22 protein-coding genes are annotated in these 22,152 nt (G+C 56.7%); 14 read left to right on the plus strand and 8 right to left on the minus strand.

All coding sequences use genetic code 11. The features are described 5' to 3' along the window. Positions 1 to 108: 108 nt before the first annotated feature. The 4 genes from QLG21_RS18800 to QLG21_RS18815 all read left to right on the plus strand — a co-directional run bounded on the left by QLG21_RS18800 (position 109) and on the right by QLG21_RS18815 (position 4,984). Positions 109 to 1,611, plus strand: coding sequence for a sugar ABC transporter ATP-binding protein (locus QLG21_RS18800; RefSeq protein WP_282484977.1), 1,503 nt, complete (start codon positions 109 to 111; stop codon positions 1,609 to 1,611). Then, the gene (locus tag QLG21_RS18805; RefSeq protein WP_102891265.1) at positions 1,608 to 2,603 is read left to right on the plus strand and encodes an ABC transporter permease; all 996 of its coding nucleotides are present in this window, start codon (positions 1,608 to 1,610) and stop codon (positions 2,601 to 2,603) included. Before QLG21_RS18800 ends, QLG21_RS18805 begins: the two co-directional genes overlap by 4 nt. A gap of 11 nt (positions 2,604 to 2,614) precedes the next feature. Beyond that, entirely contained in the window at positions 2,615 to 3,679 is a 1,065-nt protein-coding gene (locus QLG21_RS18810) for a sugar ABC transporter substrate-binding protein (protein WP_137271758.1), read from the plus strand. Positions 3,680 to 3,742: 63 nt separating this feature from the next. Beyond that, positions 3,743 to 4,984, plus strand: coding sequence for an LVIVD repeat-containing protein (locus QLG21_RS18815; protein ID WP_282484978.1), 1,242 nt, complete (start codon positions 3,743 to 3,745; stop codon positions 4,982 to 4,984). A gap of 100 nt (positions 4,985 to 5,084) precedes the next feature. On the opposite strand, the gene mtnK is transcribed toward QLG21_RS18815, so the two are convergent. Further along, positions 5,085 to 6,284 (minus strand): S-methyl-5-thioribose kinase, encoded by a 1,200-nt coding sequence (gene mtnK / locus QLG21_RS18820; protein ID WP_282484979.1) that lies wholly within the window; start codon positions 6,282 to 6,284, stop codon positions 5,085 to 5,087. Between the two features lie 104 nt (positions 6,285 to 6,388). Between mtnK and mtnA the strand changes: the two genes are divergently transcribed. After that, entirely contained in the window at positions 6,389 to 7,405 is a 1,017-nt protein-coding gene (gene mtnA / locus QLG21_RS18825) for an S-methyl-5-thioribose-1-phosphate isomerase (RefSeq protein ID WP_282484980.1), read from the plus strand. Between the two features lie 42 nt (positions 7,406 to 7,447). Continuing rightward, positions 7,448 to 7,918, plus strand: coding sequence for an SRPBCC family protein (locus tag QLG21_RS18830; protein WP_137849097.1), 471 nt, complete (start codon positions 7,448 to 7,450; stop codon positions 7,916 to 7,918). A gap of 60 nt (positions 7,919 to 7,978) precedes the next feature. On the opposite strand, the gene QLG21_RS18835 is transcribed toward QLG21_RS18830, so the two are convergent. Then, complete coding sequence (locus tag QLG21_RS18835; protein ID WP_137849096.1) at positions 7,979 to 8,248, minus strand: helix-turn-helix transcriptional regulator; 270 nt, start codon at positions 8,246 to 8,248, stop codon at positions 7,979 to 7,981. 106 nt (positions 8,249 to 8,354) lie between these two features. On the opposite strand from QLG21_RS18835, the gene QLG21_RS18840 reads away from it, so the two are divergent. Continuing rightward, on the plus strand, positions 8,355 to 8,579 hold the full coding sequence (locus QLG21_RS18840) for a helix-turn-helix transcriptional regulator (RefSeq protein WP_058610641.1): 225 nt from the start codon (positions 8,355 to 8,357) through the stop codon (positions 8,577 to 8,579). A gap of 109 nt (positions 8,580 to 8,688) precedes the next feature. On the opposite strand, the gene QLG21_RS18845 is transcribed toward QLG21_RS18840, so the two are convergent. Genes QLG21_RS18845 through QLG21_RS18855 form a run of 3 tightly spaced genes read right to left on the minus strand, consistent with a single transcriptional unit; the run spans position 8,689 to position 10,528 of the window. Further along, positions 8,689 to 9,231, minus strand: a complete 543-nt coding sequence (locus QLG21_RS18845) for an acireductone dioxygenase (RefSeq protein ID WP_088207709.1) — start codon at positions 9,229 to 9,231, stop codon at positions 8,689 to 8,691. Next, on the minus strand, positions 9,228 to 9,917 hold the full coding sequence (mtnC, locus tag QLG21_RS18850) for an acireductone synthase (RefSeq protein ID WP_137849095.1): 690 nt from the start codon (positions 9,915 to 9,917) through the stop codon (positions 9,228 to 9,230). The genes QLG21_RS18845 and mtnC overlap by 4 nt, the downstream gene beginning before the upstream one ends. After that, positions 9,914 to 10,528: a methylthioribulose 1-phosphate dehydratase gene (locus tag QLG21_RS18855; RefSeq protein ID WP_137849094.1), complete on the minus strand. Its 615-nt coding sequence runs from the start codon at positions 10,526 to 10,528 to the stop codon at positions 9,914 to 9,916. The genes mtnC and QLG21_RS18855 overlap by 4 nt, the downstream gene beginning before the upstream one ends. Before the next feature lie 126 nt (positions 10,529 to 10,654). Between QLG21_RS18855 and QLG21_RS18860 the strand changes: the two genes are divergently transcribed. Further along, on the plus strand, positions 10,655 to 11,815 hold the full coding sequence (locus tag QLG21_RS18860) for a pyridoxal phosphate-dependent aminotransferase (RefSeq protein ID WP_137849093.1): 1,161 nt from the start codon (positions 10,655 to 10,657) through the stop codon (positions 11,813 to 11,815). Here the strand turns inward: QLG21_RS18860 and QLG21_RS18865 are convergent, their stop codons facing one another. From QLG21_RS18865 to QLG21_RS18875, 3 genes are all read right to left on the minus strand, one after another. Further along, positions 11,816 to 12,442, minus strand: a complete 627-nt coding sequence (locus tag QLG21_RS18865) for a ParB/RepB/Spo0J family partition protein (protein ID WP_137849092.1) — start codon at positions 12,440 to 12,442, stop codon at positions 11,816 to 11,818. Next, positions 12,427 to 13,650 carry a phosphoadenosine phosphosulfate reductase gene (locus QLG21_RS18870; RefSeq protein ID WP_137849091.1) on the minus strand — a complete coding sequence of 408 codons (1,224 nt, stop codon included), beginning with the start codon at positions 13,648 to 13,650 and terminating at the stop codon, positions 12,427 to 12,429. The genes QLG21_RS18865 and QLG21_RS18870 overlap by 16 nt, the downstream gene beginning before the upstream one ends. A gap of 175 nt (positions 13,651 to 13,825) precedes the next feature. Continuing rightward, the gene (locus tag QLG21_RS18875) at positions 13,826 to 14,725 is read right to left on the minus strand and encodes a LysR family transcriptional regulator (protein WP_137849090.1); all 900 of its coding nucleotides are present in this window, start codon (positions 14,723 to 14,725) and stop codon (positions 13,826 to 13,828) included. Positions 14,726 to 15,392: 667 nt separating this feature from the next. On the opposite strand from QLG21_RS18875, the gene ahpC reads away from it, so the two are divergent. The 6 genes from ahpC (at position 15,393) to QLG21_RS18905 (ending at position 22,127) form a co-directional block, all read left to right on the plus strand. Then, complete coding sequence (gene ahpC / locus QLG21_RS18880; RefSeq protein ID WP_006177103.1) at positions 15,393 to 15,956, plus strand: alkyl hydroperoxide reductase subunit C; 564 nt, start codon at positions 15,393 to 15,395, stop codon at positions 15,954 to 15,956. 241 nt (positions 15,957 to 16,197) lie between these two features. Next, positions 16,198 to 17,763 (plus strand): alkyl hydroperoxide reductase subunit F, encoded by a 1,566-nt coding sequence (gene ahpF, locus QLG21_RS18885; protein WP_088207703.1) that lies wholly within the window; start codon positions 16,198 to 16,200, stop codon positions 17,761 to 17,763. Between the two features lie 293 nt (positions 17,764 to 18,056). After that, the gene (locus QLG21_RS18890; protein WP_282484981.1) at positions 18,057 to 18,533 is read left to right on the plus strand and encodes a molecular chaperone TorD family protein; all 477 of its coding nucleotides are present in this window, start codon (positions 18,057 to 18,059) and stop codon (positions 18,531 to 18,533) included. Further along, positions 18,530 to 20,806 (plus strand): molybdopterin-dependent oxidoreductase, encoded by a 2,277-nt coding sequence (locus QLG21_RS18895; protein WP_282484982.1) that lies wholly within the window; start codon positions 18,530 to 18,532, stop codon positions 20,804 to 20,806. Before QLG21_RS18890 ends, QLG21_RS18895 begins: the two co-directional genes overlap by 4 nt. Then, on the plus strand, positions 20,803 to 21,360 hold the full coding sequence (locus QLG21_RS18900) for a 4Fe-4S dicluster domain-containing protein (RefSeq protein ID WP_042320954.1): 558 nt from the start codon (positions 20,803 to 20,805) through the stop codon (positions 21,358 to 21,360). Before QLG21_RS18895 ends, QLG21_RS18900 begins: the two co-directional genes overlap by 4 nt. Beyond that, positions 21,360 to 22,127 (plus strand): DmsC/YnfH family molybdoenzyme membrane anchor subunit, encoded by a 768-nt coding sequence (locus QLG21_RS18905; RefSeq protein WP_282484983.1) that lies wholly within the window; start codon positions 21,360 to 21,362, stop codon positions 22,125 to 22,127. Before QLG21_RS18900 ends, QLG21_RS18905 begins: the two co-directional genes overlap by 1 nt. Positions 22,128 to 22,152: the final 25 nt, after the last annotated feature.

Here is a 22,152-nt window from a genome sequence, read left to right on the forward strand (position 1 = left end):
GGATGGCTAATAATATTTCGCTTTATCTTATGCCTTTTCCGTCGTTGTCAGTCAACCGGAGCTGTGAAAAATTCGCTAAATCAAAAGAGTAATGAAGGATTTACGCAGATGGTTTCCAGTCGCCTTGAAATGCGCGGTATCAGTCTGGCCTTTTCCGGCTTTCAGGCGCTGACGCGCGTGGACTTTACGCTGGCGGGCGGCTCGGTACATGCGCTGACCGGCGCAAACGGCGCGGGGAAATCGACGTTGATGGCGGTGCTGTGCGGAACACACGATCGTTATGAAGGCGAGATATGCATTAACAACCAGCCGGTGACGATCCGCGAGCCGCTGGACGCCAAACGTCTGGGGATCCACCTTGTTCAGCAGGAGGTGGACGTGGCGCTGGTGCCGGGGTTGAGCATTGCCGAAAACATTATGCTCGACCAGCTGGCGCAGCCGGGACACCGCTACCGCTGGCGCACCATTCGCCAGCAGGCGAGACAGGCGCTGGCGCAGCTTGATGTCTCGCTGGACGTCCGCCGCACCATCGACGGCTGTACGCTTGCCGAAAAGCAGCAGATTTTGCTGGCGCGGGCGCTGTCACACCACTGCCGCTTTCTGATCCTCGATGAGCCTACCGCGCCGCTCGACGCCCACGAAAGCGAGCGCCTGTTTGCGGTGGTGAGACGTCTGCAACAGCAAGGCATCGGCGTGGTGTTTATCTCGCACCGTATCCACGAGCTGAAGGCCATCTGCGACACCCTGACGGTGCTGCGCGACGGCAGGCTAATTGAGTCCGGCCCGATGGCCGATCTCAGCGGTGAGGCAATCGTCGAGAAGATGCTCGGCCATGTGTTGAGTGATATCTATCCGCCCGCGCGCCCGCCGCACGGTGACGAGACGCTGCTGCGGGTAGAAGGGCTGCACGACGAGGCCCTGCTAAAAGATATCTCTCTGCACCTGCGCAAAGGCGAAATTCTCGGCATTGCCGGGCTGGCGGGGGCGGGTAAAACCGAGCTGTGCAAGGCGCTGTTTGGTGCAACCAAAAGCCGCATCGATCGCGGTGAGTTGAACCATCAACCCTGGCAGCCGCGCGACCCGGCGGACTCGGTGCTGCGCGGTCTGGCGCTGGTGCCGGAGGAGCGGCGCAAAGAGGGCATTTTTATTGATGAACCGATCGGCATGAACCTGGCGGTGACGGCGGACAAGACGTTTTCGCGCTGGAGCCTGTTCGGCCATCGTCAGGCGTGGCGCTGGGCAGAGGAGGTGATTGCCCGGGTTGGCGTGCGTGCGCGTGGGCCGGGGCAGGTGCTGCGCCGCCTGTCGGGCGGTAACCAACAGAAGGTCGCCATTGGCAAATGGCTGCGCAACGACGCCAGCGTATTGATTTTCGATGAGCCGACCAAGGGCGTCGACGTGAAGGCCAAAACCGATCTGTTTCAGCTGATCGACGGCCTGGCGCGCGAGGGCAAAGGGGTGATTTACGCCTCCGGTGAGTTCGCCGAGCTTGTCGGGCTGTGCGACCGCATCTGCGTACTGTGGGACGGGCGCATCGTGGCGGAAATTGCCGGGGCCGGGGCCCGCGAAGAGACACTACTTTATTATTCAACCGGAGGAACGGCGACGTGAGCAAGGCCCTTTCAGTGACCGCGGCGGCGTCGGGCCGCCAGCAGATTTTCGATTTTCTCTACCGGTGGGGCATGCTGTTGACCGTCGTCGCGCTGGTGGCGTTCTTTGGTCTGGCGTCAGACAGCTTCCTCGACCCGAACAACATCATCAATATCCTGCGCGCAATTGCCATCGTGACGGTGATTGCCGTGGGGGTATCGATTTCCCTCACCGTCGGCGGGTTTGATCTGTCGGTGGGGTCAACGGCATCGCTGGCCAACGCGCTGGTGATTTCACTTTTCGTCTGGCACGGCTTCGGCACCACCACGTCGATCCTGATTACCCTCGCGCTCTGTACGCTGGTGGGGCTGTTTAACGCCTTTCTGATCGTCATCCTGCGTATCCCGGACATGCTTGCCACGCTTGCCAGCCTGTTTGTGGTTCAGGGCGTGGCGATGACCTACAGCTACGGCGGGTCGATTACCGAAAACATGGTGCTGCCGAGCGGCGACATGGCGGAGGGGACCCTTCCGGCAGCGTTCAGCCTGCTCGGGCAGGTGCCGACCATCGTGATTGTCATGCTGGTGGTGACCGTACTGGCGCAGCTCGGGCTGTCGCTGACTACCCATGGCCGCCGGATGTACGCCATCGGCGGTAACCCGGAGGCGGCGCGCCTTTCGGGCATTCGGACCACGCGCTACAAGGTGGCGGCCTATGTGATTGCCTCGCTGCTGGCCGGGCTGGGCGGTATTTTGCTGGCTTCGCGCATTGGCTCATCGCAGGTGAATGCGGGCGGCGGCTATCTGATGGACGCGGTAGCGGCGGCGTGGATCGGCTTTTCGCTGGCCGGATCCGGGAAACCAAATGCGCTGGGCACCCTGGTGGGCGCGGTAATTCTGGGCGTGCTGTCGAACGGCCTGGTGATGCTCTCCGTGCCGTATTACGCGATGGACATTATAAAAGGGCTGGTGCTCGCCGTGGCGCTGGCCATTACCTACATACAAAAACGTTAAGGGATAGCACAATGAAAACAGTGACACGCGCTGTGGTGGCGCTCGGCTTTCTGACCACGCTGCCGGGATTCGCGGCAACGCCCGCACCGCTTCCTGCGGCCATTGCCAGCCATGACGGACCCATCCGCATTGCGGTGATCCGCAACCTCGGTTCCGATGACAACACCACCCAGTTTGTCGCCGGAGCCATCCAGCAGGGGAAAAAGCTTGGCTTTAAGGTCAGCACCTTCTTAAGCAACGGCGATGATGCCAAATTCCAGGACTTCGTTAATCAGGCGATCAGCCAAAAGTATGACGGGATTATTCTCTCGCAGGGGCGCGATCCGTATTCAACCGCGCTGGTGAAAAAAGCGGTGGAGGCCGGGATTAAGGTCTCGGTATTTGATACCGCCGTAAACGGTGACATTCCGGGCGTGACCGTGACCCAGCAGGATGACGCTTCCCTGACCAACCTCTCTTTCGGCCAGCTGGCGAAAGATTTCAACGGCAAAGCCAACATCGTCAAGCTGTGGGTGGCGGGCTTCCCGCCGATGGAACGCCGTCAGGCGGCCTATCAAGCGCTGCAAAAGCAGTACCCGGGCATCAAAGAGCTGGAGTCGATTGGCGCGGTCTCTTCTGACGTGCAGGGCGATACCGCCAACAAGGTGGGCGCGATCCTGGCGAAATACCCGAAAGGCAAAATCGACGCCATCTGGGGAACCTGGGACGCGTTCAGCCAGGGGGCATATAAGGCGCTGAAAGAGAATGGCCGGACCGAGATCAAACTCTACAGCATTGATATCTCTAACCAGGATCTCCAGCTAATGCGCGAGCCGGGCAGCCCGTGGACGGTGAGCGTGGCGGTGGATCCGAAACTCATCGGCGCGACCAACGTCCGCCTGATTGCCAACAAGATTGCCGGAGAAACCACGCCTGCAACCTACGACTTTAAAGCGGCGGCGATCCCGCAGGCGTTGCTCACCGCCCAGCCTGGCGCGGTGAACGTGGCTACGCTTGGGAAAATCATTCCGGGGTGGGGTCAGACCGACGATTTTATCGCCCCGTGGTTTGCGACGCTGGAAGCCAAATCTAAATAATACCCGGTGGCGCTTTTGTAGGCCGGATAAGGCGCAACCGCCATCCGGCGAAAGGACGAAAATATGTCTGCATTACCTCAACCCGAATACAGCCGCAATATGCGGCTGATAGGTCATAGCGACCAGGGCGGCCGGCCGGACGGCGTGCAGCTGATGGTTCATCGCGGCTTTGCTTACATCGGCCATATGGTGTCGCAGGGTTTTTCAATTGTTGACGTGCGCGACCCGAAAAACCCTAAAGCAGCAGGGTATGTGCCCGCGCCACCCGGCACCTGGAACGTGCACCTGCAGGCGCACGACGATCTGCTGCTGGTGATTAACGCCCGCGATCTGTTTGCCGATGCCCGCTTTGCCGACGAAAAGGTGTACTACACCCGGCAGGTGGGCGAGACCGTGCGCGACGTGCAGGACACGGGCTGGAGCGCCGGGCTGCGCGTGTTTGACATCTCCACGCCGGATGCGCCACGTGAGATCGGTTTTCTGTCGCTGACCGGCATTGGCATTCACCGCATCTGGTACGTGGGCGGGCGCTGGGCATACGTATCGGCGCTGATCGACGGTTTTACCGATTATATCTTCCTGACCATCGACCTGGCCGACCCGCGCAAGCCCGAGGTGGCGGGGCGCTGGTGGCTGCCGGGGATGAACCAGGCCGACGGCGAACAGCCGACCTGGCCCGAAGGCAAACGCTACGCGCTGCACCACGCGATTATCACCGGGGATACCGCGTACGGCAGCTGGCGCGACGGCGGGCTGACCCTGCTGGACGTTAAGGACCGAGCGAATCCGACGCTGATTAGCCATCGCAACTGGAGTCCGCCGTTTGGCGGCGGTACGCACACCGCGCTGCCGTTGCCGGACCGCGATCTGCTGGTGGTGCTGGACGAGGCGGTGCTGGATAACCAGGAAGACGGCGAGAAGCTGATCTGGCTGTTTGATATCCGCGAGCCGTCTAACCCGGTGAGTATTTCCACCTTCCCGCAGCCCGATGAGCGCGATTACGTGGCGAAGGGGGCGCACTTTGGCCCGCATAACCTGCACGAGAACCGGCCAGGGAGCTTTGTCAGCTCCACGCTGATTTTTGCGACGTATCAGAATGCGGGCGTGCGAGCGTACGACATTTCCAACCCGTATCGCCCGGTGGAAACCGGCGCGCTGGTGCCCGCTGCGCCGCAGAAGATGATGGATACGCGGCCCAACCGCCCGCAGGTGATCCAGTCGTGCGATGTGTTTGTGGATGCGCAGGGGATTATCTACAGCACGGATTATAACGGCGGGTTATCGGTGATTGAGTATCTGGGGTGAGTGCGGTTTGATGCCCTCACCCCGGCCCTCTCCCACAGGGAGAGGGAGAAAATCAGGATCGTAGGCCGGGTAAGGCGAAGCCGCCATCCGGCAAAAGCACTCAGCTGTACTGCCGCACCCGCGCCACCAGCTCTTCCGCGCTGTCGATGCGATCGGCAATCACAATCAACGCTTTGCCGAGCGTGATGGCGTGACGCAGGCATTCGTGGCGCATCGCCTCGTCCCGAATGGTGTCGATATCCGCCACGTGCGACAGCCCCACGCTGCGGCGAATCAACTCGGTACCGCAGAAGCCAATCGCGTCCTGCCAGACTTTTTTCAGGAATTCCGTGGCGTAGCCCGGTGCGCTCAGCGCGGCGTCGCGCGTTTTCTCGTGTGCCAGCGCCTGGAAGCGTTCCGCGAAGGTGTGCCACAGCGTCTGGATATCGGTCAGACGCTGCTCGCGGGCGGCGGCGGCATCGCGAATGCCCAGATGACCCGGCAGGCCGCAGAAGTTCAGCAGCAGGTTGCCGATGGCGGTACCCATGTCGAAGCCAATCGGCCCGAAGTAGCCGAATTCGGCGTCAATGGCCTTCAGGCTGCCTTCCGCCACGAAAATCGAGCCGCTGTGAATATCGCCATGCAGCAGGGCTTCGGCCTGTGAGAAAAAGCGGTGCTTCAGGGACGCCACCGCAATTTTCAGTTGGGCGTCGTCACGCAGGGCGGCCACGTCATTTCCCAGCTCGGCAGGGTAGTTATTGCGCGCGTGGATCTGGTACGGATCGTTAAAGAACAGATCTTCGGTGATCTCGCACATCTCCGGGTTGATGAACTGCGCCACCCGCGCTTTTTTCTCGTGGGGATGCAGGTAAAAATCGCTGGTGTGAAACAGCGTGTGGGCGAGATATTCCCCCAACTGGCTCGCTGCCTGCGGGTAGGATACGTTACCGATCAGCTCGCCGCGCCAGATGCGATGGCTGGAGAGATCTTCCATCACCATCACCGCCAGCGCTGGATCGAAGTGGTGGATTTTCACCGTATGCTGCGGGCTGTGTTTGTAATGCTCGATCAGCGTTTGCGCTTCCAGGCGGGCGCGGTCCAGCGTCAGCGGCCAGGATTCGCCCACGCAGCGCACGTAGGGCAGCGCCTGCTTGACGATGATGCGGCTTACGCCTGCGCTGTCAAAAATTTTAAATACCAGATTGAGGTTGCCGTCGCCCACTTCCTGCGCCTCTACCAGCGTTGAGGGATCATCAAGGCCCCCGAACTGCTTTGCATACTCCACGGCGTCCTGGGCGGTAAAGGTACGGTATTGCGACATCGCTGTTCCTCACGAGAATGACTAATTAAGACATGTAGACGTCTATACATCTGGATTTCATCCTGACACAATGTGCTACAACAACGCAACAGGGAATTAACGACATGCAGACATTACAGACGACCAGCCTGCGGGTGGCGGAAAATCAGCTCTTTATTCTCGACCAGCAGGCGCTTCCGCAGGAGAAACGCTGGCTGGATGCCTCCAGCCTAGAGGCGCTGGTCGGGCACATTCACAGCCTGCGGGTGCGCGGCGCGCCGCTGATTGGTCTTTCTGCAAGCCTGCTGCTGGCACTGCTGGCAGAAAAGGGCGCACGTCGTGACGAACTGGCGGCGGCGCTGGCGATCCTGCGGGCGTCACGTCCGACGGCGGTCAACCTGATGAACAACCTCGACCGCATGAAGCTGGCGCTCGACGAGGCGGATTTTGTCCCGGCGCTGGTGGCCGAAGCGCTGCGCCTGATTGACGAAGACAAACAGCTCTGTAATGCGATCGCGAAAGCGGGCAGCGCGCTGGTTAAGCCTGGCAGTCGCCTGCTGACCCACTGCAACACCGGCGGGCTGGCGACGGCGGGCGTCGGCACGGCGCTGGGCGTCATTGCCCGCGCGCATCAGGAAGGTAACGTGACCAACGTCTGGGTGGATGAAACCCGCCCGCTTTTGCAGGGTGGCAGGCTGACCGCATGGGAACTCGGCGAGCTGGGCGTGCCGTATCAGCTGATCACCGATTCGATGGCCGCCAGCCTGATGGCAAAAGGACAGGTAGACGCCGTGTGGGTGGGGGCTGACCGCATTGCTGCCAACGGCGACGTGGCGAACAAAATTGGCACCTATTCGCTGGCGGTACTGGCGAAATTCCACGGCATACCGTTTTACGTCGCCGCGCCGCACACCACCCTCGACCGCGACTGTCCGAACGGCGAGGCGATCCCGATTGAGCAGCGCGCCGCCAGCGAAGTGACAGGCGTCGCCGGAAGCTTCGGTGCGGTACAGTGGGCGCCGGAGAACGCGCAGGTCTACAACCCGGCGTTTGACGTCACGCCTGCCTCGCTGATTAGCGGCTGGGTGCTGGATACGGGCGTGGTTACGCCGAAAGAGGTGGCAGAAGGGAGATTTGCCTGATTCCGGCTATCCTTTAAGGGGTTCCCTTACGAGGACGTTATCATGACGCTCGATCCTGATACTGACTTAAAACTGGAACGCGTGGTGGATGCACCGCGCGATCTGCTGTGGCTATGCTGGACCACGCCAGAGCACATCAAAAATTTCTTCATTCCTGCTCCTTACACAGTAACCGATTGCGATCTCGACCTGCGCGTGGGCGGACGGTTTAACACCGTGTTTGAGGTGGACGGGCAGCGGATGGACAACCGGGGTGTGTTTCTTGAAATCGATCCCGGTAAAAAGCTGGTTTTTACCGACGGCTATACCGAAGGCTGGAAACCCGCCGAGAAGCCCTTTATGACTGCAATTCTGTTGCTGGAAGACGTCGGGGAGGGTAAAACCCGCTATACGGCGATTGCGCGCCATCCAACAAAAGAAATCCGGGAACAGCATGAGCAAATGGGCTTCCACGAAGGGTGGGGGATAGTGCTGGATCAGCTGGTGAGGTATGTGAAGGAATTGAAGCGGTAGTGCTTTTAGACCCCCTCTCCCTTGAGGGAGAGGGCAGGGGTGAGGGGGAAACGCCGCTGATCATGTTAAACAGGTTTTTTTCCTTGTCGCTCTCATCTGACGAAATATTGGCTCCCCCTTTTCATCAATGTATCTTTCGGGCCATATCACATCCGGCTGAACGTTCAGCGCCTGAGCGATGAGTAATTCTCCTTTAGGCCATGGACGCGATAGTGCGTTTGCCAGTGTGGAAGATGAAAGGCCAGCCTTGCGTGACAACGCTGCCAGGCTTGTTCCCTGTTTCTTGAGTGCGGCGATGATATCGGCGGGATGCCAGTTTGTATGACGCATTGTATCCTCCTTAAGTGTGTTCGTTACGCGCTCAATTATCCTTTTTTGGGATAAAAACACAACGAGAGGATATTCGATTTCAGGATATTTGTATGGAATCGGAACAATGGCCTCAGTCTATTCAGAAGAATATCAACTTGTTATCAATACGTTGAAAAAAGCTCGCAAGGATAAGGGGATGACTCAGGCGCAGCTTGCGGAGGCGTTGGGCAAACCGCAGTCGTTTATTGCGAAGGTGGAAAACGGTGAGCGTCGGTTGGATGTGGTGGAGTTTGTGCATCTGGCGAGACTGGTTGGCGCTGATTTGCAGAGGATTATCGCCAGCATTTAATCAACGTTGCAAAAAGGTTTATTAGCGCGCGGTTTCCCCTCACCCTAACCCTCTCCCCGGAGGGGCGAGGAGACTGATCTACGCTCACCCACCCGAATAGCGATAAAAATCAGGCCAGACGTGGATACGCATCCGCAATCGCATCGCCCGTAAACTGCGCAATCCATCCTTCCGGGTTATCGAAAATACGGATGGCGGTAAAATTCGGCTCGGACCCCATATCAAACCAGTGCGGTGTACCCGCGGGGACGGAAATCAGGTCGTTTTTCTCACACAGTACCTGATACACCTCGTCCCCGATGTGCAGGCAGAACAGCCCAGCGCCCTCGACGAAGAAGCGTACTTCGTCTTCACCGTGGGTGTGTTCGTTGAGGAACTTCTCGCGCAGCGCCTCTTTCTGCGGGTTATCGGCGCGCAGGCTGATGACGTCCCAGCTCTGATAGCCTTTTTCCGCCACCAGTTTGTCGATCGCATGTTGGTAAGCGTCGATCACCGCGTCGGGGGTTGGATCGTGGCCTAAATCACGATCCGCCGCCCAGCGTTCAAATCGCACGCCTTTGGCGTTGAGCTGCCGGGCGATCTCGTCGGCGTCGGTGCTGTGCCACAGGTGCTGGTGCGGATCGTTAACAGAATAAAGGGTTAATGCGCTCATGAGGGGATCTGCTCCGGATTTATCTCGTCAAACTGGTGGACCTGATGGTGGTGGCTCGCGCCATCGTCATCGCCGCGAATCAGTTGCAGGGTGCGAAAACTCGCCTGTTCAGCGGCGTCCAGCTCCTGGTGAATGTCCGACAGGAACAGAATTTGCGACGCAGGGATACCCGTCTGCGCGGCAATGTTCTGATAGGACTGCACCTCGCGCTTGCCACCGATACGCGTGTCAAAGTAGCCGCTGAACAGATGAGTAATATCACCTTCATCGCTGTAGCCAAATAACAGTTTCTGCGCCGCCACGGAGCCTGAGGAATAAACATAGAGATCAATCCCTTGCGCTTTCCATTTTTCCAGCGCGGGCAGGACGTCCGGGTAGAGGTGGCCGGTAAAGTCGCCGTTGACGTAGCCGTCGTGCCAGATAATGCCCTGCAGCGCCTTCAGCGCCGTGGATTTACGATCCTCATCCATAAAGCCATACAGGGCATCAATAAGCTCGCTGACGCTGGCGTGCGGATGACCGGTTTCATCGCGCAGGTTGTCCAGAATCGATTTGACCGGCTCGGCGTACTGCTGGGCAGTTACGAAGGCCGCCAGCCGCTCACGCGCGTAGGGGAACAAAACCTCATGGACAAAACGAATATCGCTGGTGGTCCCTTCAATATCCGTCACAATCGCGCGAATCATACTCTCTCCCATTGGCGTAAACGCATTTCGCATTCAAATAAGAATTCTAATCCTTCCAGATGACGGCGGGCTTCTGCCACATCGCGTCCCCAGCAGGTTAAGCCATGGCCGCGCAGAAGAAAACCATAATTCAGCGGGCGCTCACGGGCATAATGGGCGATGCGCGAGGCGAGGGCGTCGATATCCTGGTCGTTATCAAATACCGCAATGGCCACCGTATCCTTATGCGTGGTCTGTCCTGCGAGCGATTTCTGCATCTCAAAGCCGCTGATTTTCAGCTCGGTATCGCGAACCAGGCGTGAGAGCACGGTGGCGTTGACGGTGTGAACGTGCAGCACCGCGTTAGCCTCCGGGAACAGACGGTAGAGTAAGGTATGCAGCCCGGTTTCTGCTGAGGGCCTGCGGCCAGACGGCGCGCGGTTGGTGGCGATCTCCACCTGCAGAAAATCGTCCGTCGTGAGGCTGCCCTTATCTTTGCCGGATTCGCTGAGCCAGCACAGGTGCTCATCCTGACGTACGGACATGTTGCCGCCGGTGGCGGGTGCCCAGCCTTTGGAACCAATCCAGCGGCAGGCGTCGACCAGATGCGTGAGTTGCAGGTTGTCTGTCATTTTCCTTTTACCCTCTCGTCAGGCAGGAATATTCATATGGTTTAGACGTCTAAGCGTCTTGATTGCCAAAGACTAACATCGTGTTATAGTGTCAGCAACATAAGTATTACACGCAGGCACAACGCAATGAGCAATAACCCCTTGATTCCGCAAAGTAAACTTCCCAGTCTCGGCACCACCATCTTTACGCACATGAGCGCGCTGGCGCAGCAGCACAACGCCATTAACCTTTCCCAGGGATTCCCGGATTTTGACGGCCCGGCTTATCTGCAGGAGCGCCTGGCGTACCACGTTGCGCAGGGGGCGAACCAGTACGCGCCGATGACCGGCGTGCAGGCGCTGCGTGAAGCCATTGCTGATAAAACGGCGGCGCTTTATGGCTACACGCCGGATGCCAACAGCGAAATCACGGTGACGGCAGGGGCCACCGAAGCGCTGTATGCAGCCATTACCGCCCTGGTGCGCACCGGGGATGAAGTGATTTGCTTTGATCCGAGCTACGACAGTTACGCCCCCGCCGTTGCGCTTTCTGGCGGTGTGGTAAAACGCGTGGCGCTTCAGCCGCCGCATTTCCGCCCGGACTGGCAGGCCTTTGCCGCGCTGCTGAGTGATAAAACGCGCCTGGTTATCCTGAACACGCCGCACAATCCGTCCGCGACGGTATGGCAACAGTCGGATTTCGCCGCCCTGTGGCAGGCCATCAGCGAACGCGAAATTTACGTGCTAAGCGATGAAGTGTATGAGCACATCTGTTTTGCGAAAGAGGGGCATGCCAGCGTGCTGGCGCATCCGCAGTTGCGCGAGCGCGCCGTTGCGGTGTCGTCATTTGGCAAAACCTACCATATGACCGGCTGGAAAGTGGGCTACTGCGTGGCACCGGAGGCCATCAGCGGGGAGCTGCGCAAAGTGCATCAATACCTGACCTTTGCGGTCAATACGCCCGCCCAGCTGGCGCTGGCGGACATGGTGCGCCATGAGCCGGCGCATTACCGCGAGCTACCGGATTTTTATCGCGCCCGCCGGGATCTGTTTGTGGATGCGCTTAGCAAAAGCCGGCTGAAGATTCTGCCGGGGGAAGGCACTTACTTCCTGCTGGTGGACTACAGTGCGATTTCCGATCTGGATGACGTGAGTTTCTGCCAGTGGCTGACCAAAGAGGCGGGCGTGGCGGCCATTCCGCTGTCGGTATTCTGCGCCGATCCCTTCCCGCACAGGCTGGTTCGCCTCTGCTTTGCGAAACAGGAATCGACGCTGTTGGCCGCGGCAGAGCGCCTGAACGCCCTCTGATTATTTCACCGTCCAGGCTTCGGAGTAACGGCGGTCTGCAAACAGCTCCAGCAGGCCGTTAATCTGCTTCAGACGCAGCACTTCGTCACAGTCCATCCCCAGCTCTTTGCCGATTTTCTCGTCAGGCCAGCCAAGCTGCGCCAGTTCACGTACGATGTCGGACATGGCGTTGATCTGGTGTCGACCCCGCGCACGGTTGTGGCGAATGGTGGCGGCCATCCTGTCGACTTTCTCCCGGCGCTCTTTGCGCAGGCAGGTGACGGGCAAATAGCCCCGGAGCTGGCGCTTGAGCGCTGCCCGATTTTTGCCAATCTCGTGTCGGTGAAAGCCATCGACGATTTCATAGTGCCGGGATTTGCCTTCCGTCACCACGATTGGCTGGGTGAATCCATCAAGCTCAAGCGACTGCGTAAGAAGACGCTTTTCCGGAGGGGCAACGTTATTGGGGTTGTAATCATTGGCGATAATCTCGTCCTGTTTAATCCACAGCACGCAGTCGATAGGTTGCTCGCGAAAAGGACTGTCTTCATGCAGCGCCTCGCGGAATTTGTTGATCGCCTCGATTTTTTGCTCTTCCGGCAGTGACGACAGATAGCGTTTGATATCGTTGATTAATCGTTGTTGCATAAGATCCCCCACTCCTTGCGTTTTAATTTCATCCGTTCGCTGTATCGCTGGTAATGCTTTGGCTTGTTAGGGCTGAACGACAGCGCGCGACACCAGTAGTCGTTATTGAGAAGTACCTTGCAGATGCGCCGCCACGACGGAATGTCTTTTGACCCGATGTCGCCCTCCTGGGTATCGGGGATCTCTGGCATCCCCTTTTTTTGGAACCAGTGCAGGTAAACGGCAATTTTATTGCGGTAATGTTCAGAGGTGGTTTGCGGCATGCTGTCGAGCAGCAGAAGGGCATATTCTTGCCAGGTGAGGTGCTCGGGTTTGAGTATTTTACGGTGACCGTAGAAGTGATTATCGTGGCCCGCGTAGATCCCCCCGCTCCTGACGCCGCTGACGCGCTCACACATCGCGGCCCACCGCTCCGGCTCCAGCACATGATAAAGCCACAGCCCCTGACGTTGCTCCGGGCCGAAGGGTTCACAGATGCGCATATAGCGCGGCGGCACCCCGGCCTGGTACATCAAATCGTACAGCGGATTATAGCTGGAGCCGGTTTTGGCAAACCACGTCCAGATGTCAGCCGTTTTCCAGTCATAGAGCGGGTAGACATACCAGGCATGCCCGCCGGGAGCGACGGTGGTCCAGGGTTTATCATCGGCAAAACGCTGCTTGCGCGCGTTGGCGATGGTCAGAAAGCGGTTGTAGGACTCATCGGCGCGAATACCGATCATCACGGTGGCAGGGCGGTTTTGAGCAAACCAGTCGGAAAAGGCGCGAACAAACGCTTCAAACGTCATGCCCTGCTGGTAAAAATCAAAGTAGCCGGGATCGGTAATGGCATCGGTCGGCGGCTGGCGCACCCACTTCGCGCCCGGCTCCCAGCATTGCCATTCGGGCTGAAATTGAGAAAGGGCATTTTGGGTGGTCAGCGGCAGTGCAACCCACCAGAAATTATCGATGACGTCACAAAACTGGGCTCGCATATTTTCGACATGCTGGATGGTTGTGGAAAATTGCGCTTCCCAGTCGATGAACAGGACGTCGATTTTGCGCTGCATCTTGCGCGCGCATTCACACGCCAGGTGGAGCATGACCGTGGAGTCTTTCCCGCCAGAAAATGACACACATACCCGGGAGAAATTTTCCAGCGTCCATGCAATTCGCTCCTGTGTTGCGTTCAGGACATTTTGGTTAAGGGGGAGCTTATATAATGACATATTCTTCCTCATCCTGAGTAAGTTACGCTGTGTCAGCATGGGCCGAACAGCGTGAAGAATAATATCATTATTTTTTCAATGGGTTAGCTGAAAAATTGTGAATATTTGAAAACGGTAACGTGGAACCCTGTTCTTATTGCCCCCGGCTGCTTTAAGAAAAGCAGCCGGAAGGGGGTTATAAAACCGGTATTTCCTCAATGAAACTCGAAAATACCGAGCTATTAAGCGCCGAGCGGTTGTACAGCATATAAATATCAACGGTAGGAAGAACAATATCTGTTTCCAGCGCTTTCAAACCCAACGCATCTCCGTATTGCCTGAAGGCATTCTCCGGTACAACGCCCACTAAATCGGAAACGGTAAGCATCGATAATATTGTCAGATAAGAATCGCTTCGGAAACTGACCGTTCTTTCTGGTAGCGTGCGTTCAATTTTTTCCTGAAAACTTTTTACGCCAGAACCGTCGCTTAAGTAAGCGGCAAATTTCTCATTAAGAAGATCTTCGCGGGTAGGCGACGCGCTCAGTCGTGGATGCCCCTTGCGGCAGACGAGGTTCATCTGCAATTTATGAAACAGGTTGCAGGCGAGCGAGCGGTTGTTCACCGGCGCGATAGCAAAAACCAAATCGGCCTTACGATAGGCCAGCAGGTTCTCTGCGGAGTCCGGCGAGACCATGACGTCATGCAGTTCGATCTCGTAATTATGCTTATCCATGAGAAGCTTAATAGGGTTGAGAAGGATGTTGGGCGTCAAAATTTGCGGGCAATAGATCACAAAGTTTTTCTTTAGCCCTGAGCTGTGCATAATGTTGATGGTCTGCTCAAGCTGGTTCAGGTTTTGTTCCAGATGATGATGCAGATTTACCCCGACAGTGGTAGGCGTGATACCTTTACCCGAACGGATAAAAAGGGGATCATTAAGCTGGTTGCGCAGACGTTGCAGAGACTGGCTTACCGCTGAAGGCGTAATGTAAAGGGTTTCTGCGGCCCTGCTGATGCTCAGATTCTGATAAATGCACTCAAAAATAACTAAAAGATTTAAATCAAACTTTTTGAGATCGTAGAGATTAGCCATGTTTCATCCTGATGTTGCTTCGTTGTCATGTTGTTAGTGCATTTGTATTAACTATAGATTGAAGCGAACCATTTACAATCCTTGTGGTTAACTTACTTAATGCCACATTAAAACGTACTTAATATATCACGCCATCAGATAAATGAAATAGTTCTGAAACGGAAGTTAAGATATTATTATCTTTGAAAGGTTGACGTTTCGATTTAAAAAAGCTTGAACTATTTTTTTTACGCCTTCAACGTTTTTATTTGTTAAATTTCATGGGTGAAAATAGTAAACATTATTCACGCCATAAATAAAACTAACCGTCTCCTATTCGTTATTCGATCAAACCTATCGCAGCCATAGGCAGTAACGCGGCCAGACCGATTGCCCTCAGCAGGGGCGGGTGCTTTAATCACGTTGCTGTTACGACCTTGATATTACGGTTTGTAAAGCGCAACGCAACGCCAGCGTCTGCTGGCACTGAAAGTTCCTGTGGGAAGTTCAGGTATCAGGGCCGCCCAATGGGCGGCCTTTTTACTTTCAGGCTTAGCTTCTTTCAGGTCACTACGCTTTGAAGTGCGTTTGTAAGGTATCGCTGATTGATTTGATAAAGTAAACGCATTAGCCCCTTCAGCGAAAGTTCGATACCTTACATCTCAACGAAAACACGGAGGAAGTACAGATGTCCTTGATTAACACCAAAATTAAACCTTTCAAAAACCAGGCGTTCAAAAACGGCGAATTCGTAGAAATCACCGAGAAAGACACCGAAGGCCGCTGGAGCGTGTTCTTCTTCTATCCGGCTGACTTTACCTTCGTTTGCCCAACCGAACTGGGTGACGTGGCAGATCATTACGACGAACTGCAGAAGCTGGGCGTAGACGTTTACTCTGTTTCTACTGACACCCACTTCACCCACAAAGCGTGGCACGGCAGCTCTGAAACCATCGCAAAAATCAAATATGCGATGATCGGCGACCCAACCGGCGCCCTGACCCGTAACTTCGACAACATGCGTGAAGATGAAGGCCTGGCCGATCGTGCCACCTTCGTTGTTGACCCGCAGGGCATTATTCAGGCCATCGAAGTGACCGCTGAAGGCATCGGCCGCGACGCATCTGACCTGCTGCGTAAAGTGAAAGCAGCCCAGTACGTTGCTTCTCACCCAGGCGAAGTGTGCCCGGCGAAATGGAAAGAAGGCGAAGCGACCTTAGCGCCATCTTTGGATCTGGTCGGTAAAATCTAAATTTCCGTCGTCTTTCACGCCATTGCTGCGTTGGCGTCGCCTGCTCACCCCGGTCACTTACTTCAGTAAGCTCCCGGGGATTCACAGGCTAGCCGCCTTGCTCTGACGCGAAATACTTTGGAAATTGTTTCAGTTATGGGCGCACCCGCGCCCATTTTATCCCAGCACCATGATGCAAGTTGCATTCAGGTTGCCCGTTTAAGGCAATTTGCATGATGACGTTTTAAGAGAGGGAAGAACAATGCTCGACACCACAATGAAAAGCCAGCTCAAGGCGTACCTTGAGAAATTAACGAAGCCTGTTGAGCTGATTGCCACGCTGGACGACAGCGCAAAATCGGCAGAAATCAAAGAATTGCTGACTGAGATCGCTGAACTGTCGCCAAAGGTGACCTTCAGAGAAGATAACGCGCTGCCCGTTCGCAAGCCGTCATTCCTGATCGCTAACCCAGGCTCTGACCAGGGGCCGCGCTTTGCCGGTTCTCCGCTGGGGCACGAATTTACCTCACTGGTGCTGGCCCTGCTGTGGACCGGTGGTCATCCGTCGAAAGAGGCGCAGGCGCTGCTGGAGCAGATCCGCGATATCGACGGTGATTTTGAGTTTGAAACCTACTACTCGCTCTCCTGCCACAACTGCCCGGACGTGGTGCAGGCGCTGAACCTGATGGCAGTGCTGAACCCGCGCATTAAACACACGGCGATTGACGGTGGCACCTATCAGAACGAAATCACCGAACGTAACGTGATGGGCGTTCCGGCGGTCTTTATGAACGGTAAAGAGTTCGGTCAGGGCCGCATGACGCTGACGGAAATCGTTGCCAAAGTGGACACCGGTGCGGAAAAACGTGCGGCAGACGCGCTGAACAAACGCGATGCGTACGACGTGCTGATCGTCGGCTCCGGCCCTGCGGGCGCAGCGGCGGCGGTGTACTCCGCACGTAAAGGCATTCGTACCGGCCTGATGGGCGAACGCTTTGGCGGACAGGTGCTGGATACGGTAGACATCGAAAACTACATCTCTGTGCCGAAAACCGAAGGCCAGAAGCTGGCAGGCGCACTGAAGGCGCACGTTAGCGATTACGACGTGGACGTCATCGACAGCCAGAGCGCCAGCAAGCTGGTCCCTGCGGCAGTGGAAGGCGGTTTACACCAGATTGAAACGGCCTCCGGCGCGGTACTGAAAGCGCGCAGCATTATCATTGCCACCGGCGCAAAATGGCGCAACATGAACGTGCCGGGTGAAGATCAGTACCGTACCAAGGGTGTGACCTACTGCCCGCACTGCGACGGCCCGCTGTTTAAGGGTAAACGCGTGGCGGTAATCGGCGGCGGTAACTCCGGTGTGGAAGCGGCCATTGACCTGGCGGGTATCGTTGAACACGTTACGCTGCTGGAGTTTGCCCCGGAAATGAAGGCCGACCAGGTGCTGCAGGACAAAGTGCGTAGCCTGAACAACGTCGACATCGTGCTGAACGCGCAGACGACGGAAGTGAAAGGCGACGGCAGTAAAGTGACGGGCCTGGAATACCGCGACCGCGTAAGCGGGGATGTGCACAGCGTTCCGCTTTCCGGGATCTTCGTGCAGATTGGTCTGCTGCCCAACACCACCTGGCTGGACGGGGCGATTGAGCGCAACCGCATGGGCGAAATCATCATCGATGCCAAATGCGAAACCAGCGTGAAGGGCGTGTTTGCGGCGGGCGATTGCACCACCGTTCCGTACAAACAGATCATCATCGCCACGGGCGAAGGTGCGAAAGCGTCGCTGAGTTCCTTCGACTACCTGATCCGCACCAAAACAGCATAATAAAAGAAAGTAAGACTACACCTGCATACCGCCTCATCACGAGGCGGTTTTTTTATTTCCACGCTTTTTTAATATTATTTTCCGCGCAAAATATTTTGCATCCCGAACCGACAGCCTGCCTTGATCAAAGAAATTGCCGAATATGTTGATAATATCTGCCAGATTTTCGTTGCAGATAATTATTTATATTTCCTATGAAAGATAAAAATACATTCGCAAATTCAATATATGACAATCTGCCATTATTTGAATTAACCGGGTTAGCCTTACGCGATTTTTTTAGCGCCGCAGAAATGACGGCACGACAGCGGGCGTTGCGTCAGCTTTATCCGCAGTGTAAAGCATGGGACGACAGCGCCTGGCTGGAGATGGAGTACGATTTCAGCGCGCTGTTTGTCGGGCCGATGGCACCGCTGGCCGCGCCTTACGCCTCGGTCTGGCTCGACGAGGAGCCGCTGGTTATGGGGCCGACAACCCTTAACGTACGCGAATTCTTAGACAGCGTGGGTCTGGTGGTGGGGGAGGACAGCGCGGCACCGGACGACCATATCAGCATCGAGCTGGAGCTGGTGGTTATGCTCTGTGCCCACGCTCGTCATTTACCGCAATATCATGACGCTTTGACCCGCTTTATAACGGGCCATCTGGCGCTGTGGCTGCCCGCATTTATCGACAACATTAATAACAATGCGAAAACATCTGCAATAAGAGATGTCGCCCTGCAACTTACTAATTGGTTAGATGAATTGAAAGCGAGAGTAATATTATGAGCATTGATAAAGGACAGCTAAACCGGCGCTCCTTTTTAAAAGGTCTGATTGCATTAGGTACCGTTGCGGCACTGCCTGGCGGGTTATTATCTTCCCGCTGCGCGATGGCCCAGCCGCCGATTCCGTTTAACCCTAAAACCTACAAAATCTTTCGCAATGCCTGTCCGCGTAACTGTTATGACACCTGCAGCCTGAAAACCTGGGTGAAGGACGATGTCATCACCTTCGTGGAGGGGGCGAGCGAATCGACCTACACCCACGGCGCGCCGTGCGTGAAAGGCTTGACCTATCCGCGACGCGTTTATTCCCCGGACCGTATTAAGTATCCGATGATTCAGGACGGACGCGGCAGCGGTAAGTGGCGACGCATCTCATGGGACGAGGCGATGCAGCGCATTGCCAGTAAAATGCTGGAGATCAAAAAGAAAGATGGCTCCCTGCTGGGGCTGGGGCTGACCAAATACTCCGGCAACCTCGGCGTGATGAGTTACGCCGTGGAAGGGATGATGTCCTCTCTGGGATACACCACCCGCTTTGCCGGGACCCCTTGCTGGCCAGCCGGAATTGACGCCCAGCATTACGATATGGGCGACATGTGGTGTAACGACCCGGAAGATATGGTGAAGGCCAAATACATCATTCTCTGGGGCGCGAACCCGGCCTGGTGCTCCATGCACTCGATGAAATACATCTATCAGGCGCGCGAGAAAGGGGCGAAGGTTGTGGTTATCGATCCGCTGTTCTCGCAAACCGCCGCAAAAGCCGATCACTATCTGCGCGTGCGTCCCGGCTCTGACGGCGCGCTGGCGCTGGGCATGGCGCGTCACCTGCTGGATTTAGGCCGCGTTGATCAGGAATTTGTGACCCAGTTCGCCCACGGCTACCCCGAGTTTGAGCAGTACCTGCGCAACAACATTACGGTGGAGTGGGCGTCCGAAATTTGTGGGCTGGCCCCGGACGTTATCCGGCAGCTGGCGAACGAGTTTACCGCCGTTAAGCCCGCCACCGTCTGGATCGGCTACGGCATGCAGCGTCACGTCAACGGCGGGGCGAACGTGCGCGCCATCGATGCCTTTGTGGCGATGACGGGTAACATCGGGGTTGAAGGCGGCGGGGCGCGCTACGGCCATCTGCAAACCTGGGGCTATAACTACCATGCGATGGCGCAAAAGCCACCGGCAGGCTCCGTCGGTATGACGGGGGCCGCGGGTCCGGTTGGGGAATTTGTCAGCGACAGCGGCGAGAAAAGTCAGTATTCAGACCGCGCGCTGAACCTGAACCAGACCGCACAGAGCATTCTTGACGCTAACGATCCGCCGGTTCGCATGCTTTGGGTCGCCTGTAAGAACCCGTTCGCGCAGGATTTCGATCGCAACAAAATGGAAAAAGCGTTCGAGAAGCTGGAGATGGTGGTGTGCGTGGATCAGTTCTTTAACGAGACGGTACAGCACGCCGACATCGTTCTGCCTGTCACCACAACCTTCGAGCACTGGAGCGCCTCGTCCTCTTACTGGCACTACTGGCTGACGGTGAACGAACCGGCAATCAAGCCGATGTACGAATGCAAGAGCGACCTGGATATTGCCGTGCTGCTCTCGCGCACCATCAACAAAATGGATCCGGGTTCATGCACCTTCCCGCAGGATGTCGATCAGAAAAAATGGCTGGACCTCGAGTTTAACGACGGGCTGGCGAAACAGTTCGGCATCAGCTCGTGGGACGACCTGCTGGACGGCCCGGTGAAGGCCAAAATGCCGAGCAGCGCCGCCTGGTACGATCGCAAATTCAAAACGCCGTCCGGCAAGTACGAGTTCCTCTCTGAGCTGTGCGAGAAAAACGGCCACAAGGCGCTGCCGGAATATCTGCCTGCCGCCGAGGGTAAACTGCCGTTCCACCTCTTTACGCCGCATCTGCAGTACGGCCTGCACTCACAGTTCGTCAACCTCGACTGGATGCAGGTCTTCTGGCCGGAGCCGTTCGTCTATATCCATCCCGTCGCCGCGAAGAAAAAAGGCATCCGCGATCTGGCTACCGTCCGGGTATTTAACGAGATCGGCGAAGTTGAACTGCGCGCGAAGGTCACCACCAACGTGCCGGAGGATTTCCTGGTGATGTATGAATCCTGGTTTAACAAGCTCAGTTACAACGTGCAAAACGTGGTGAAAGACACCCCGGCCGATATGGGCCTGATGGCAACCGGCGCGCCCGGTGCGGCCATTCATGACCAGTTTGTTGACATTGTCCTCATTGCAAATGAAGGAGTAGAGGCATGAGACGCGCATTTTTAGTGAACAGTGATAAGTGCATTGGCTGCCGTGGGTGCGCTATGGCCTGTAAAAGCTTTAACCAGCTGGAGCCGGACCGCTTCTGGCGCTATGTCTATCCGCTGGATAAAGCCATTTACCCGCACGAAGAGCGCGCGTTTTTCTCGCTGGCCTGTAACCACTGTGAAAATCCGGCCTGCCTGGCCGCCTGCCCGGTGGAAGCCTACACCAAACGTGATGACGGCGTGGTGGTGCATAATCCTGAGCGCTGCATTGGCTGTAAAAACTGCATTCGCAACTGTCCTTACGGCGCGCCGCGCTTTAACGAAGAGACGCAAAAAGCCGAGAAGTGCAGCATGTGCTACGAACGTCTGGATATCGGCATGAATCCGGCCTGCGTGAACGCCTGCCCGGTAGGGGCGCTGACGCTTATCGACCTGGACGCCGATCCGCTGCCGAACAACGCGGTGCAGTATCCGCCGGGCTTCCCGCATATGCCGCAGCTTAATCCGGGTACGCGCTTTATTCTTGCCCGTCAGCCAAAACAGCCGGGGGATAAATAATGGAAAAGTATGAACTGCCGCTGGTGATTTTTACTGTGCTGAGCCAGATGTCTGTGGGGATGACGTTACTCCTCACCTGGCGGACGCTGCGCGGCGAGATCGAAGGTAACCGCCTGTACTGGCTGATCACCGGTGCGATCCTTGGGGTAGCGTCCGTTGCGGCGATCCTGCACCTGGCGCACCCGGAACACGCCTATAACGCGCTGATCAACCTGAAACACGCCTGGCTGAGCCGTGAAATTCTCGGCGCGACGATCTACGGGGGGACCATCGGCCTGGCTTTCCTCACCAAAGGCAATAAAGGCGCTGCGCTGCTGGCGTCCCTGTTTGGGGTGTTGCTGGTGGTTGTGCAGGGCATGACCTATGCCGCGCCCGCCATGCAGGCGATTGCCAATGGCATTACCATGATGCTGTTTTTCGCTACCGTCTGGGTGATGGGCTGCGCCGCCACGCCGCTGCTCGGGCTGCAATCCTCCCATCGCGCTCTGCAACAGGGTGTTATCGCCCTGATGGCACTGATGATCGCCGCGCCTGTTATCTGGCTGAGCGGCGGCACGGTGGTGAAGATGACGGCGCAGGCGTGGTTAAGCTCGCCGCTCTATCTGGGTAGCCTGGTCTGCTGCTTGCTGGGATGTGGATTAACGCTGAAGCGCCAGCCGAATCAGAAAGCGATCTTCGCGATTCTGCTGGTGGGGGTCGTGCTCAGCCGCCTGACCTTCTTCGGTGATACGGTCAGCACCATCGTGAACATCGGACACCTGTACTGATAAAACTAACCCCGCATCAGCGGGG

This window comes from Enterobacter sp. V87_3, assembly GCF_029967835.1.
In the GTDB taxonomy this organism is placed as follows: domain Bacteria; phylum Pseudomonadota; class Gammaproteobacteria; order Enterobacterales; family Enterobacteriaceae; genus Enterobacter; species Enterobacter cancerogenus.